Source organism: Enterobacter sp. K510, from assembly GCF_055804875.1.
Window position 1 is genome coordinate 201,442 of sequence record NZ_JBNRLQ010000005.1, and the last position, 14,671, is coordinate 216,112.

Sequence of the window (14,671 nt, forward strand, 5' to 3'; positions counted from 1 at the left end):
AAAACATCACAACCCTTTCCGGACCCTGCGCTGCGTATAGAGCGCATCCATCACAAACACCGCCAGCGCCACCCAGATAAACCCGAAGGTGACCATCTTATCCGCGCCCGGCACTTCGCCGTAAAACAGCACCGCCAGCAGGAACATCAGCGTCGGCCCGATGTACTGGAAGAAGCCCAGCGTGGACAGGCGCAGACGTGTCGCCGCGCCGGTAAAGCACAGCAGCGGGATTGTCGTCACTACGCCCGCCGCCATCAGCAACAGATTCAGCGACCACGGGTTCTGCGTCATATGGCTGGTGGCGGTATCGGCGATGCCGAACAGCCAGATGGCGGCGACCGGCAGCAGCCACAGCGTTTCGATCAGCATGCCGATTTGCGCGTCAACGGCGATCTTTTTACGCACCAGGCCATAAAACGCAAAGCTGAAGGCCAGGCCCAGCGCGATGATCGGCAGCGAGCCAAAGGTCCACAGCTGCACCAGCACGCCGCAACCGGCAAGCAGCACCGCCAGCCACTGCATACGGCGAAAACGCTCGCCGAGGAAAATCATTCCGAGCAGAATATTCACCAGCGGATTAATAAAATAGCCGAGGCTGGCTTCCAGCAGATGATGGTTATTCACCGACCAGATAAACAGCAGCCAGTTGCCGCCAACTAACACCGCCGACAGGGCCAGCAGCAGGATTTTTTTCGGCCGACTGAGAAGCTTCTTCAGCTGCGACCACTGACGGCTTACGCTAATCAGCGCCACCATGAAAAAGAACGACCAGATAATGCGGTGGGTCAGAATTTCACTGGCGGGAACGAAATCGATCAGTTTGAAGTAGGCCGGTGCGATACCCCAAATAAAATAAGCGGCGAGGGCGAGCAATACCCCCTGCCGCGTCTGCTTTGCATCCATGGGTACATCCAACATCTGTTACTAAAAAGTAACGACATTTTACCCGATCTCTGCCGCTCAACCTACCATATACGTCGCCGTGGCGGTGGCGATATGCAGCTGTTCTTCATTGTGCAGTTCAACGCGGGCAACCGACACTTTATTACCGGCACGCAGCAAAGTACTGGAGGCGGTAAAACGGTTTCCCCGGCCCGGACGCAGATAATCGACGCGCAGATCGATAGTGCCCATGCGCGACAGGCGCTGGCGAAGCTCATCTTCGCTGATCGTATCGTGACGCGTTAAGGTGCTGCCGACGCACACCAGCCCCGCGGCGACGTCCAGCGACGAGGCGATTACCCCGCCGTGTAAAATGCTCTGCGCCCAGTTACCCACCATCATCGGCTGGTTGTTAAAACTCAGCTGGGCAAAGTCTTTTTCGTAGCGTTCCAGCTCCAGTCCCAGCGCGCGGTTGAAGGGCATATGATAAACAAAAATCTCACCGACCAGCTGTAACGCTTCATCGGCTGTAAGGACGGCTGACATAATCACCTGATCCATTGGTTAAAGAAATGTTGATTTTATGCTTCGCCAATGTTGATTTCCACTTTCGGAAACGATAACTGCGCAGTTAATTAATAAATATGTAGAATGGGCGTCTGATTATTATTCACCTCTATTTTTTGTTCAGGAGAGCAAGACCGATGCGGACGTTTCTGGGTTGGTTTCTGGCGGCCGTTGCGCTGCCGTTTACAGCATTTGCGCAGGAAGCGACGGTTAAAGCCGTGCATGACGCCCCGGCAGTGCGGGGGAGTATCATCGCCAACCTTTTACAAGAGCACGATAATCCTTTTACGTTGTATCCGTATGAATCGAACTATGCCATTTACACGGCCACCAGCGATCTGAACAAAGAGGCAATCGAAACTTACAACTGGGCGAAAAACTCACGCAAAGATGAAGTGAAGTTTCAGTTGAGTCTGGCCTTCCCGTTCTGGCGCGGGATCATGGGGCCGAACTCGGTGCTTGGCGCATCCTATACGCAGAAATCCTGGTGGCAGCTCTCCAACAGCGGCGAGTCATCCCCGTTCCGCGAAACCAACTACGAACCCCAGTTGTTCCTCGGCTTTGCCACCGACTACGAGCTGGCTGGCTGGACGCTGCGCGATGTGGAGTTTGGTTTTAACCACGACTCTAACGGTCGCTCCGATCCGACATCCCGTAGCTGGAACCGTGTTTATACCCGCCTGATGGCGCAGAACAGCAACTGGCTGGTGGAAGTGAAGCCCTGGTACGTGGTGGGCGATACCGACGACAACCCGGACATCACCAAATATATGGGTTACTACCAGCTGAAAGTGGGTTATCAGCTGGGGGAAGCTATCCTGAGCGCAAAAGGGCAATATAACTGGAATACCGGTTACGGCGGCGCAGAACTGGGCGTGAGTTATCCGATCACCCGCCATGTCCGTCTTTATACTCAGGTTTATAGCGGTTACGGCGAATCATTAATTGATTACAACTTTAACCAGACGCGTGTCGGCGTTGGCGTTATGCTAAACGATCTGTTCTAAGGCATTGCAGTTTCACTCGCAGGCGCTGAAAATAGCGCCTGTTTTTATTTCAGGTAAATGGGGTAGATGTGGCGCAGGCGGAAGTAATGAATCAGGCATCGCTGGCGAAACAGGTCTTGCAGGAAACCTTCGGCTATCAGCAATTCCGCCCCGGTCAGCAAACAATCATTGATACCGTGCTGGAAGGCCGCGACTGTCTGGTCGTGATGCCCACCGGCGGCGGCAAATCCCTGTGCTATCAGATCCCGGCGCTGGTGCTGGAAGGGCTGACCATTGTCGTGTCGCCTTTGATCTCGCTGATGAAAGACCAGGTGGATCAACTGCTGGCGAACGGCGTGGCCGCCGCCTGTCTGAACTCGACACAAACCCGCGAGCAGCAGCAAGAGGTGATGGCAGGCTGTCGCAACGGTCAAATCCGCTTGCTGTACATCGCCCCTGAACGCCTGATGCTGGATAACTTCCTTGAGCATCTTGCTCACTGGAACCCGGCGCTGGTCGCCGTCGATGAAGCGCACTGTATTTCCCAGTGGGGCCATGATTTCCGCCCGGAATACGCCGCCCTGGGGCAGCTGCGTACGCGCTTCCCGGCGCTGCCGTTTATGGCGCTGACCGCCACGGCTGACGACACCACCCGCCATGATATTGTGCATCTGCTGGGTCTTAACGATCCGCTGATCCAGGTCAGCAGCTTCGACCGCCCGAACATCCGCTATATGCTGATGGAAAAGTTCAAGCCGCTCGATCAGCTGTTGCGCTATGTGCAGGATCAGAAAGGCAAATCCGGCATTATCTACTGTAACAGCCGCGCGAAAGTGGAAGACACCGCCGCCCGCCTGCAAAGCCGGGGTTTCAGCGCCGGAGCCTATCATGCCGGGCTGGAAAACAGCGTACGCGCTGAAGTACAGGAGAAGTTCCAGCGCGACGATCTGCAAATCGTGGTGGCGACAGTGGCCTTCGGCATGGGCATCAACAAGCCTAACGTGCGCTTCGTGGTGCATTTCGACATTCCGCGCAATATCGAATCCTACTATCAGGAAACCGGTCGCGCCGGGCGTGACGGTCTGCCTGCTGAAGCCATGCTGTTTTACGATCCGGCTGATATGGGCTGGCTGCGTAAATGTCTGGAAGAGAAGCCGCCTGGTCAGTTGCAGGATATCGAGCGCCACAAGCTGAACGCCATGGGGGCATTTGCTGAAGCGCAGACCTGCCGCCGCCTGGTGCTGCTTAACTATTTTGGTGAAGGTCGTCAGGAGCCGTGCGGCAACTGCGATATTTGCCTCGATCCGCCGCGCCGGTACGACGGGCTGATGGATGCGCAAAAGGCGCTGTCGGCAATTTACCGCGTCGGCCAGCGCTTCGGTATGGGCTATGTCGTGGAAGTGCTGCGCGGCGCGAATAATCAGCGTATCCGCGAACTGGGTCATGACAAACTTAAAATCTACGGCGAAGGGCGCGACCATACGACCGAGCACTGGGTCAGCGTGATCCGCCAGCTGATCCATCTTGGCGTGGTGACGCAAAATATCGCCCAGCATTCTGCGCTACAGCTTACCGAGGCTGCGCGTCCGTTCCTGCGGGCGGAAGTCCCGCTGCAGCTCGCCGTGCCGCGCGTGGTGGCTATCAAAGCGCGTAATAACCCGAAAGTCTTCGGCGGCAATTATGACCGCAAGCTGTTCGCCAAACTGCGCAAACTGCGTAAGGCCATCGCCGATGAAGAGAACATCCCGCCGTATGTGGTGTTTAACGATGCCACGCTGATTGAGATGGCGGAGCAGACGCCGATCACCGCCAGCGAAATGCTGAGCGTTAACGGCGTGGGGATGCGTAAGCTCGAACGTTTTGGCAAAGAGTTTATGGCGCTGATCCGTTCGCATGTCGATGGCGACGATGACGAGTAGTCAAGCACGTAAAAAAGTGTCAGGATGAGATCCTGATCATTTATTTCCCCGCGAGCGAGTTATGTTAATGCTGTTTTTGACCGTGGCGCTGGTGCATATCGTTGCACTGATGAGCCCGGGACCGGATTTCTTTTTTGTTTCACAGACTGCCGTTAGCCGTTCACGTAAAGAAGCCATGATGGGCGTGCTGGGCATCACCACGGGCGTGATGGTCTGGGCGGGCGTGGCGCTGCTTGGCCTGCACCTGATCCTCGAAAAAATGGCGTGGCTGCATAACATTATTATGGTCGGCGGCGGGCTGTATCTGTGCTGGATGGGTTACCAGTTGTTGCGCGGGGCGCTGAAAAAGCAGGACAGCAGCGCACCGACGCCGCAGGTGGAACTGGCGACCAGCGGACGTAGTTTCCTGAAAGGTCTGCTGACTAATCTGGCGAATCCCAAGGCGATTATTTACTTCGGTTCGGTGTTCTCGCTGTTTGTCGGCGATAACGTCGGCTCCGCGGAACGCTGGGGCATTTTCGTACTGATCTCGCTGGAAACCTTCGCCTGGTTCACCGTCGTGGCGAGCCTGTTCGCGCTGCCGTCGATGCGTCGCGGTTATCAGCGGATGGCGAAATGGATCGATGGCGTTGCCGGCGCGCTGTTCGCGGGCTTCGGCATTCATCTGATTATTTCCCGCTAACTTTTCCCCACCCGGCATAAAAGACGGGTGGGTGATTTTTAGTGGCAAAGGTGCTGCAACTCGTCCTGCGTCAGACCGGTCATATCCGTGATCGCGTCTTTGTCGAAGCCCTTTTGCAGCATCTGTCGCGCAATCTCCTGTCGAGCAGCGCGTTGACCTTCGAGGATCCCTTGCTGTAGTCCTTCCCTTATCCCTTTTTGTAGTCCTTGCTGTAGTCCTTCCTGTATCCCTTGTTGTAGTCCTTCCCGTATTCCTTCCTGTATTCCCTCTTGTATCCCTTGCAGGAGTCCTTCTGTCCGCCCCATCATTTTTAACTGTTCAGCGATTGTCATCAGCTTGTCTCCTTGTTGTGGCACGCGGCGCGCCAGTTCATACAATAACGTTTTCACGTCATGCGTTTCTCCTGCCTGAATCATATATTTTATCAGTACCGCAATTTGTTGTCCGCTCATGTGCTTTTCCCGCAGCAGGCTGGCGAGTCTGTCCAGCAGCAGGGCTATATCACGCTGGCGGATATGCTTCTGGATCAGGGTCAGCGCCGCCATGCTGCGATGTTGCATGATTTCCTCATCGGGGATCACCGTAATGTCCACCAGCGGGAATGGGCTACTGTAGAGCTGCCGGGCCAGCTGCGGCTGTTGAAAGTCGTCCAGCCAGTTCAGGCTCCAGGGCCAGGGGCTGCGTCGCCCCTGATAGAAAAGCACCGGGATCACCAGTGGCAGAGTGGAATGCCCGGCCTCCAGGTGGCGCTGCATGGCGGCCACCGCGTAGCGCATCAACCGGAATGCCATATGTTTATCGGGCGAGCTTTGGTGCTCGATAAGCACATAGATATAGCCATCACCACTGGTCGTCTTTAGCGAATAAAGAATATCGCTGTAGTAGGGATGCAAATCGTCTTCGACAAAACTGCCGGATTCCAGGCGCAGCGTATCCAGATCGCAGAGCGTTCTCAGGTCTGGCGGCAGGTGAATGTCAATAAAATCCCGCGCGGTTTCCACGCGGGAGAGGAAAGTTTTGAATACCGAATCATGGGGTGTCGCAGCTCGCGCCATGTTATGCCGTCCGTGGTGACATCAGTGGCGGCATTCTGGCACTGCGACAAAACAAAATTTGCGAGCCGCTTTCCCGATTTACTTACGCATGACGGGTGGAGGCCAGCAGCGCGCCCACCAGCACAAACAGCGATCCAAAGATCCGGTTGAGCGCTTTCATCTGGCGCGGGCCTTTGATCCATGACGCAATCCGCGTCGCCAGCGTGGCGTAACCAATCATCACAATAATATCCACCACGATGGTGGTGGTGCCGAGCACCACGTACTGCATGATTTGCGGCTGATGCGGCACGATAAACTGCGGGAAGAGCGCGGCAAGAAACACAATGCTTTTGGGGTTGGTAAGGTTCACAAACACCGCCCGGCGGAACAGATGCCCGCGCGACTGGGTGCTCACCAGCGTATTGAGATCCAGTGCCCCCGCCGCGCGCCACTGCTGAATACCCAGCCATACCAGATAGGCCGCGCCCGCCCACTTCAGCACTTCAAAGGCCATCACCGAACGGGAGAACAGCGTGCCCAGGCCAATACCCACCAGCACGATATGAATGGCAAGCCCGGTCTGCAATCCGCTGATCGACGCCGCCGCGCCGCGATAGCCGTGCGTCATGGCGGTAGTCATGGTGTTGATCGCCCCGGAGCCCGGCGACAGGCTGAGGATAATTGACGTGATGAGGTAAGCGAACCACCATTCGAAGGTCATGTGAAACTCCCTGGATGACATTTTTTGTGCCACAATACCCTGGTGTTTGGGTACGGTGTAGCGCGGCCTGAAAAAACGATAATACACGGCAGTCGGGGGTTCAGACCCAATGTTTCGGCAGAAAATGGACTGGGAAACAAGAGAAAACGCGTATGCGGCCTTCACTCACGGACCGCTGACCGATTTCTGGCGTCAGCGCGAGGAAGCCGAAATCATCGGCGTCGATAATATCCCGATCCGCTTTGTGCGCTTTCGCGCGCCCGGCCACGATCGGGTGATTGTCGTCTGCCCCGGACGCATCGAAAGCTACGTGAAGTATGCCGAAGTGGCGTACGATCTGTTTCATCTCGGTTTTGACGTATTGATCATCGATCACCGCGGGCAGGGGCGCTCCGGGCGTCTGCTTTCCGACAGCCATCGCGGTCACGTCGATAATTTTGATGATTACGTCGACGATCTGGCGGCTTTCTGGGCGCAGGAAGTGACGCCAGGCCCGTGGCGCAAACGTTACATTCTGGGGCATTCCATGGGGGGCGCGATCTCCACGCTGTTTCTGCAACATACGCCGCAGGCCTGTGATGCCATCGCGCTGACCGCGCCGATGTTTGGCATTGTTATCCGTCTGCCGGACTGGATGGTGCGGCACATTCTTGACTGGGCCGAAGGCAACCCGCGTATGCGCGAAAGCTACGCCATCGGCACCGGACGCTGGCAGCCGCTGCCCTACAGCCTCAACGTGCTGACCCACAGCCGGGAACGCTACCGGCGCAATTTGCGCTTTTATGCTGACGATCCGCAGCTGCGCGTCGGCGGGCCAACGAATCACTGGGTACGGGAAGGAATACGTGCGGGCGAGATGGTGCTGGAAGGCGCCGCCAACGACGCCACGCCCATGCTGCTTATCCAGGCAGAAGAAGAGCGGGTAGTGGATAACCGCATGCACGATCGTTATTGTGAAATTCGCGCCGCAGCGGGCCATCCCTGTGAAGGAGGCAAACCGCTGGTCATTAATGGCGCTTACCATGAGATCCTTTTTGAAAAGGACGCTATGCGCTCAGTCGCGCTTAACGCCATCGTCGATTTTTTCGACAGGCATAACTCACCCGGCGGGTCTCCCGCTTTGTCCAGAGGTTGAATTTTCTTATGTATCAGGTTGTTGCGTCTGATTTAGATGGCACGCTGCTCTCGCCCGACCATACCCTTTCCCCTTATGCGAAAGAGACGTTAAAACTGCTGACCGCGCGGGGCGTTAACTTTGTCTTCGCCACTGGCCGTCACCACGTCGACGTGGGCCAGATCCGCGATAATCTCGGCATCAAAGCCTATATGATCACCTCCAACGGTGCGCGTGTGCATGATACCGATGGCAATCTGGTCTTCACTCATAACCTGGATCGCGATATTGCCAGCGACCTGTTTGGCGTGGTGCATGCTAATCCGGATATTCTCACCAACGTTTATCGTGACGACGAGTGGTTTATTAACCGTCATCGTCCCGATGAAATGCGTTTTTTCAAAGAGGCGGTTTTCAGCTATTCCCTCTTTGAGCCAGGCCTGCTGGACGCCGACAACGTCAGCAAAATTTTCTTCAGCTGCGAAAGCCACGAAAAGCTGCTGCCGCTGGAGCAGGCGATCAACGCCCGCTGGGGCGATCGCGTGAACGTGAGTTTTTCCACGCTTACCTGTCTGGAAGTGATGGCGGGCGGCGTCTCGAAAGGGCATGCGCTGGAAGCGGTATCCAAAGCGATGGGCTATGGCTTACAGGATTGCATCGCCTTCGGCGACGGCATGAACGATGCGGAAATGCTCTCGATGGCCGGTAAAGGCTGCATTATGGCGAACGCGCACCAGCGCCTGAAAGATCTGCATCCGGAACTGGAAGTCATCGGCACCAACGCCGACAACGCCGTCCCCAATTATCTGCGTAAACTGTTTCTCGATTGATTAAATAGTAATCAGTTGTCAACCATGAAGTCCGCTACAATGAGTGCTCATTAATCAAAGAGACATTCATTGTGGCGTTACTGATCATCACCACCGTTCTGTGGGCGTTTTCCTTCAGCCTGTTTGGCGAATACCTTGCCGGTCACGTTGACAGCTATTTCGCCGTGCTGGTGCGCGTCGGCCTCGCGGCGCTGGTCTTTTTACCTTTTCTGCGCACCCGCGGGCACGATCTGAAAACCATTGCGCTCTATATGCTGGTGGGCGCCATGCAGCTCGGCATCATGTATATGCTGAGCTTCCATGCTTATCTGTACCTGACGGTTTCGGAACTGCTGCTGTTCACCGTGCTCACGCCGCTGTACATCACCCTGATTTATGATCTGATGAGCAAGCGCCGCCTGCGCTGGGGCTATGCATTTAGCGCCCTGCTGGCGGTGATTGGCGCGGGAATCATCCGTTACGATCAGGTCACCGATCACTTCTGGATGGGCCTGCTGCTGGTGCAGCTGTCAAACATCAGCTTTGCGCTGGGAATGGTGGGCTATAAACGCCTGATGGAAACCCGTCCGATGCCGCAGCATAACGCCTTTGCCTGGTTCTATATGGGCGCGTTCGTGGTGGCGGCGATCGCCTGGTTTATGATGGGCAACGCGCAGAAATTACCGGAAACCACGCTGCAATGGGGCATTCTGGTGTTTCTTGGCGTGGCAGCCTCCGGCATTGGCTACTTCATGTGGAACTATGGCGCCACACAGGTGGATGCGGGCACGCTGGGCATCATGAACAATATGCATGTGCCCGCCGGTCTGCTGGTTAACCTGGCGATCTGGCATCAGCAGCCGCACTGGCCCAGCTTTATCATTGGTGGGTCGGTGATAGTGGCTTCGCTGTGGGTGCATCGCCGGTGGGTCGCTCCGCGCTCCGCACAAAAGGAAGATGATCGCAGGCATGGTTCCGCGCTGAGCGAATAAAGGCTTCCGTTACCGGCTGACGCTGCTCGCCATCGCGCACGGCGGCGTACAGCCGGCTCCACAGTCCCTCGCCCAGGGTTTTGGTCACGATCAGGCCCTGGCGCTCAAAACTCTCCACCACCCAGTGCGGCAGCGCCGCGATGCCCATTTTTGCCGCTACCATCTGGATCAGCAGCAGCGTGTTATCGACGCTTTTCAGCGCCGGGGTGATGCCTGCCGGTTGCAGGAAATGCCGCCAGATATCCAGCCGGCTGCGCTGCACCGGATAAATCAGCAGCGTTTCGCAGGCTAAATCTTCCGGCGTAATACGCGCTTTTGCCGCCAGCGGATGATCCGGGGCCAGCACCAGCCGCACTTCAAAATCAAACATCGGTGAATAGTGCAGACCGCTGCGCGGCAGAATATCGGAGGTCAGCACCACGTCCAGTTCCCCCTGTTGCAGCGCGGGCTGGGGATCGAAGGTCACGCCGGATTTGAAATCCATCTCCACCTGCGGCCATTTCGCGCGGAAATTTTCCAGCGCCGGGGTCAGCCACTGAATGCAGCTGTGGCATTCAATGGCAATGCGCAGCGTCGTCTGCTGCGGCTCGTTGCAGTCCTGAAGCGCCCGGCTGATTTGCGGCAGTACCTGATTCGCCAGCTGTAACAGGATCTCGCCCTGCGGCGTAAAGCGCAGCGGCTGACTCTTACGCACAAATAACCGAAAGCCAAGGCGCTGCTCCAGATCGCTGAACTGGTGGGAGAGGGCGGATTGCGTCTGATGCAGCGTGGCTGCCGCCGCCGCCAGCGATCCGCTATTCCGTAACGCCTGTAGCGTTTTCAGATGTTTAATCTCGATCATGAAAGTCCTTCACTCCGGCATGAACAATTTGCGCTTGAGGAATATACAGTAACTGCCAATTATAGATGTGTAAACATCTGGACGGCTAAAAATCCAATGTCTTTTAAATTTATGGTGCGTTGGCTGCGTTCACTCACCCCGGTCACTTACTGATGTGAGCTCCCGGGGATGAGCAAACTTGCCGCCTTCCCTAAATTCAAAATCCACAGGATTTATAATTCATTAGAGGAAGAAATTATGACAATCCGCAACCACACCCTCGGTTTCCCTCGCGTTGGCCTGCGTCGCGAGCTGAAAAAAGCGCAAGAAAGCTACTGGGCGGGTAACACCAACCGTGAAGAATTACTGGCGGTGGGACGCGAACTGCGCGCCCGCCACTGGGATCAACAAAAACAGGCGGGCATTGACTTGCTGCCGGTGGGCGATTTCGCCTGGTACGACCATGTTCTGACCACCAGCCTGCTGCTCGGCAACGTGCCGGCTCGTCATCAGAACAACGATGGATCCGTCGACATCGACACCCTGTTCCGCATTGGCCGTGGCCGTGCGCCGACCGGCGAACCGGCTGCGGCCGCAGAAATGACCAAATGGTTTAACACCAACTATCACTACATGGTGCCGGAATTCACCAAAGGCCAGCAGTTCAAACTCACCTGGACGCAGCTGCTGGAAGAGGTGGATGAAGCGCTGGCATTGGGCCATAACGTCAAACCTGTGCTGCTGGGGCCGGTGACGTACCTGTGGCTCGGCAAAGTGAAAGGCGAGCAGTTTGATCGTCTGAGCCTGCTGGACGATATTCTGCCGGTCTATCAGCAGGTGCTGGGCGAGCTGGCGAAACGCGGCGTTGAGTGGGTGCAGATTGACGAACCGGCGCTGGTGCTGGAGCTGCCGCAGGCGTGGCTGGACGCGTTCAAACCGGCCTACGATGCCCTAACCGGACAGGTCAAACTGCTGCTGACCACCTATTTTGAAGGCGTGACGCCCAACCTCGACACCATCACGGCACTGCCGGTGCAGGGGCTGCATGTGGATCTGGTACACGGCAAGGATGACGTCAATGAACTGCATCGCCGTCTGCCGTCCGACTGGCTGCTGTCCGCCGGTTTAATTAATGGCCGTAACGTCTGGCGTGCCGATCTGACAGAGAAATATGCGCAGATCCAGCCGATTGTCGGTAAACGCGATCTGTGGGTGGCGTCGTCCTGCTCGCTGCTGCACAGCCCAATCGATCTCTCGGTGGAAACCCGTCTTGATGCAGAAGTTAAAAGCTGGTTCGCCTTTGCGCTACAAAAATGTGAAGAACTGGCGCTGCTGCGCGATGCGCTGAACAGCGGCGATACGGCAAAACTGACAGAATGGAGCGCCCCGATCCAGGCGCGTCGCAGTTCAGCGCGGGTACATAACCCCGCCGTGGAGCAGCGTCTGGCGGCCATCACCCCGCAGGACAGCCAGCGCCAGAGTGCTTATGCAGAACGCGCAAAAGCCCAGCGTGAACGCTTCAACCTGCCGGCGTGGCCGACAACGACCATCGGCTCCTTCCCGCAGACCACCGAGATCCGCGGCCTGCGTCTGGATTTCAAACAGGGACGTTTGGACGCGGGCAATTACCGCACCGGCATCGCCGGACATATCAAACAGGCAATTGCCGAACAGGAACGCTTAGGGCTGGATGTGCTGGTGCACGGCGAAGCCGAGCGTAACGACATGGTGGAATACTTTGGCGAACACCTCGACGGCTTCGTATTCACGCAAAACGGCTGGGTGCAGAGCTACGGCTCCCGCTGCGTAAAACCGCCAGTGGTGATTGGCGACGTCAGCCGCCCGGAAGCCATCACCGTCGAGTGGGCGAAGTACGCCCAGTCGCTGACTGACAAACCAGTAAAAGGCATGCTGACCGGCCCGGTGACCATTCTCTGCTGGTCCTTCCCGCGTGAAGACGTCAGCCGTGAAACTATCGCTAAACAGATCGCCCTGGCGCTGCGTGACGAAGTGGCGGATCTGGAAGCGGCGGGCATCGGCATCATTCAGATTGACGAACCGGCCCTGCGCGAAGGCTTACCGCTGCGCCGCAGCGACTGGGCTGACTACCTGGCTTGGGGCGTCGAAGCCTTCCGGATTAACGCCGCCGTGGTACGCGATGACACGCAGATCCACACCCACATGTGTTACTGCGAGTTTAACGACATCATGGATTCCATTGCCGCGCTGGACGCCGACGTGATCACCATCGAAACCTCGCGTTCTGACATGGAGCTGCTGGAGTCCTTTGAAGAGTTCGAGTACCCGAACGAAATCGGGCCGGGCGTGTATGACATTCACTCGCCGAACGTGCCGAGCGTGGAGTGGATCGAAGCGCTGCTGAAAAAAGCGGCGCAGCGTGTACCGGCGGAGCGTTTATGGGTGAACCCGGACTGCGGCCTGAAAACCCGCGGCTGGCCGGAGACCCGTAGCGCGCTGGCGAACATGGTGAAAGCAGCGCAGAACCTGCGCACGGCGTGAGTATTTGCCCCTCTCCTGAACAGGAGAGGGGCAAATTTATTACAGCGACTGATCTTTCGTTTCGTGCGTAAGGATCAGCGCGATTAACGTCAGACCGGCCATCGCGGCAAGATAGATGCCGACATAGAACAGGCCATAATTGGCGGTCAGCCAGGCGGCGATATACGGGGCCACAGACGCACCCAGAATCGACGATACGTTATAGGAGAACGACGCGCCGGTATAACGTACTTCCGTCGGGAACAGCTCCGGCAGCAGCGCCCCCATCGGGCCAAACGTCAGCCCCATCAGGCTCAGACCCACCAGCAGATAGACCATCACCAGCGCCTGGCTTCCGGAACCCAGCAGCGGCGGGAAGGCAAAGAGCGCAAAAATAATGATCATCGAGGTAATAGCAATCATTGATTTACGGCGACCATAAGCGTCAGCCAGCAGACCGGCTACCGGCACCATTACGCCAAAACCAATTACCGCCAGCATCAGCATCCACAGCACTTCATTACGCGGCATCCCCAGTCCCACAGGCGCAGGCGTGGTGCTGTAGGTCATTGAGTAAACCGTCATGATGTAAAACAGCGTATAGGTCGCCAGCATGATAAAGGTACCGAGAATGGTGACGCGCAGATGTTTCGTCAGCAGCGTACCCAGCGGGATCTTCACCTGTTTTTTCGCCGCGGCGACTTTAGCAAACACCGGCGACTCATGCAGCGACACGCGCACGTACAGGCCGATGAGCACCAGCACGGCAGAGAAAATGAAGGGTACGCGCCAGCCCCAGCTCAAGAACTGCTCGTCGGTCAGCAGCCAGGAGAGCAGCAGGAAGGTGCCGTTGGCAAAGAAAAAGCCAATGGGCGCGCCGAGTTGCGGGAAGGAGCCGTACAGGGCGCGTTTACGCGGCGGCGCATTTTCTGTCGCCAGCAACGCCGCGCCGCCCCACTCACCGCCAAGGCCCAGGCCCTGACCAAAACGCGCCAGCGCCAGCAGCAGCGGCGCGAAAATGCCGATGGTTTCATAGCCCGGCAGCAGGCCGATCAGCACCGTGGAAATCCCCATCGTCAGCAGTGACGCCACCAGCGTGGTTTTACGTCCCACGCGATCGCCAAAGTGACCAAACACCGCCGAGCCAATTGGACGGGCGATAAAGGCGATAGCGAAAGTGGCCAGCGACTGTAGCGTGGCCGCCGTCGGATCGCCCTGCGGGAAGAAGATATGTGGAAAGACGATCACCGCCGCGGTGGCATAAATATAAAAATCGAAAAACTCGATGGCGGTGCCAATCAGGGAGGCAACAACGACCTTATTGCGTGAGTTTACCGGCGGGCTTTCCTGCTCATTGTCGAGGGTTGTGGCTGTAGCTTGCATAGATATTTCTTATTTTATGGCGAACGGACGGCCATATTACGCACAGCAAAAGCGACATTTCAATCTGTTACAAATCAGCGGAGCGGTGATTAATTGCGCAAAAAGTGAATAATTTTCGTGCCTGTGATTTGGCTTCCATGAAATGCTTCACAGTTTTTTAATATCAGCATATAAAACTGGTTTTCGGTTAAATAAAAGTTACGGGCTGGATTATAATGCTGAAATGATGAATCGGGCTGAAATTTTGCTTTTTTATTCAG

13 protein-coding genes are annotated in these 14,671 nt (G+C 56.6%); 7 read left to right on the forward strand and 6 right to left on the reverse strand.

Translation table 11 applies throughout. The features are described from left to right. Positions 1-6 precede the first annotated feature (6 nt). Together rarD and yigI are read right to left on the reverse strand one after the other, a co-directional pair. Positions 7-903, reverse strand: coding sequence for an EamA family transporter RarD (gene rarD, locus ACQUTD_RS10700; RefSeq protein ID WP_473275219.1), 897 nt, complete (start codon positions 901-903; stop codon positions 7-9). 57 nt (positions 904-960) lie between these two features. Continuing rightward, entirely contained in the window at positions 961-1,428 is a 468-nt protein-coding gene (yigI, locus tag ACQUTD_RS10705; protein ID WP_072571295.1) for an acyl-CoA thioesterase YigI, read from the reverse strand. Between the two features lie 158 nt (positions 1,429-1,586). Here yigI and pldA point away from each other — a divergent pair, with 158 nt between their 5' ends. From pldA to rhtC, 3 genes are all read left to right on the forward strand, one after another. Continuing rightward, complete coding sequence (gene pldA, locus ACQUTD_RS10710) at positions 1,587-2,456, forward strand: phospholipase A (RefSeq protein ID WP_072571107.1); 870 nt, start codon at positions 1,587-1,589, stop codon at positions 2,454-2,456. Positions 2,457-2,524: 68 nt separating this feature from the next. Continuing rightward, positions 2,525-4,354 carry an ATP-dependent DNA helicase RecQ gene (gene recQ, locus ACQUTD_RS10715; protein ID WP_473275216.1) on the forward strand — a complete coding sequence of 610 codons (1,830 nt, stop codon included), beginning with the start codon at positions 2,525-2,527 and terminating at the stop codon, positions 4,352-4,354. 61 nt (positions 4,355-4,415) lie between these two features. After that, positions 4,416-5,036 (forward strand): threonine export protein RhtC, encoded by a 621-nt coding sequence (gene rhtC, locus ACQUTD_RS10720; protein WP_072571109.1) that lies wholly within the window; start codon positions 4,416-4,418, stop codon positions 5,034-5,036. A 38-nt stretch (positions 5,037-5,074) separates the two neighbouring features. On the opposite strand, the gene ACQUTD_RS10725 is transcribed toward rhtC, so the two are convergent. Together ACQUTD_RS10725 and rhtB are read right to left on the reverse strand one after the other, a co-directional pair. Next, positions 5,075-6,091: an Rpn family recombination-promoting nuclease/putative transposase gene (locus ACQUTD_RS10725; RefSeq protein WP_473275213.1), complete on the reverse strand. Its 1,017-nt coding sequence runs from the start codon at positions 6,089-6,091 to the stop codon at positions 5,075-5,077. A gap of 82 nt (positions 6,092-6,173) precedes the next feature. Continuing rightward, positions 6,174-6,794, reverse strand: coding sequence for a homoserine/homoserine lactone efflux protein (gene rhtB, locus ACQUTD_RS10730; protein ID WP_473275211.1), 621 nt, complete (start codon positions 6,792-6,794; stop codon positions 6,174-6,176). A gap of 109 nt (positions 6,795-6,903) precedes the next feature. Here rhtB and pldB point away from each other — a divergent pair, with 109 nt between their 5' ends. From pldB to ACQUTD_RS10745, 3 genes are all read left to right on the forward strand, one after another. Continuing rightward, on the forward strand, positions 6,904-7,929 hold the full coding sequence (gene pldB / locus ACQUTD_RS10735; RefSeq protein ID WP_473275209.1) for a lysophospholipase L2: 1,026 nt from the start codon (positions 6,904-6,906) through the stop codon (positions 7,927-7,929). 8 nt (positions 7,930-7,937) lie between these two features. Continuing rightward, entirely contained in the window at positions 7,938-8,738 is an 801-nt protein-coding gene (yigL, locus tag ACQUTD_RS10740; protein WP_473275206.1) for a sugar/pyridoxal phosphate phosphatase YigL, read from the forward strand. Between the two features lie 71 nt (positions 8,739-8,809). Next, on the forward strand, positions 8,810-9,709 hold the full coding sequence (locus ACQUTD_RS10745) for a carboxylate/amino acid/amine transporter (RefSeq protein WP_072571114.1): 900 nt from the start codon (positions 8,810-8,812) through the stop codon (positions 9,707-9,709). Here the strand turns inward: ACQUTD_RS10745 and metR are convergent. Then, complete coding sequence (gene metR, locus ACQUTD_RS10750) at positions 9,597-10,550, reverse strand: HTH-type transcriptional regulator MetR (protein WP_072571115.1); 954 nt, start codon at positions 10,548-10,550, stop codon at positions 9,597-9,599. The two genes, ACQUTD_RS10745 and metR, sit on opposite strands and share 113 nt — an antisense overlap. 237 nt (positions 10,551-10,787) lie before the next feature. Between metR and metE the strand changes: the two genes are divergently transcribed. Next, complete coding sequence (gene metE / locus ACQUTD_RS10755; protein ID WP_473275201.1) at positions 10,788-13,049, forward strand: 5-methyltetrahydropteroyltriglutamate--homocysteine S-methyltransferase; 2,262 nt, start codon at positions 10,788-10,790, stop codon at positions 13,047-13,049. 39 nt (positions 13,050-13,088) lie between these two features. Here the strand turns inward: metE and ACQUTD_RS10760 are convergent, their stop codons facing one another. Further along, positions 13,089-14,411, reverse strand: a complete 1,323-nt coding sequence (locus ACQUTD_RS10760) for a metabolite/H+ symporter (protein ID WP_473275199.1) — start codon at positions 14,409-14,411, stop codon at positions 13,089-13,091. Between the last annotated feature and the right edge of the window lie 260 nt (positions 14,412-14,671).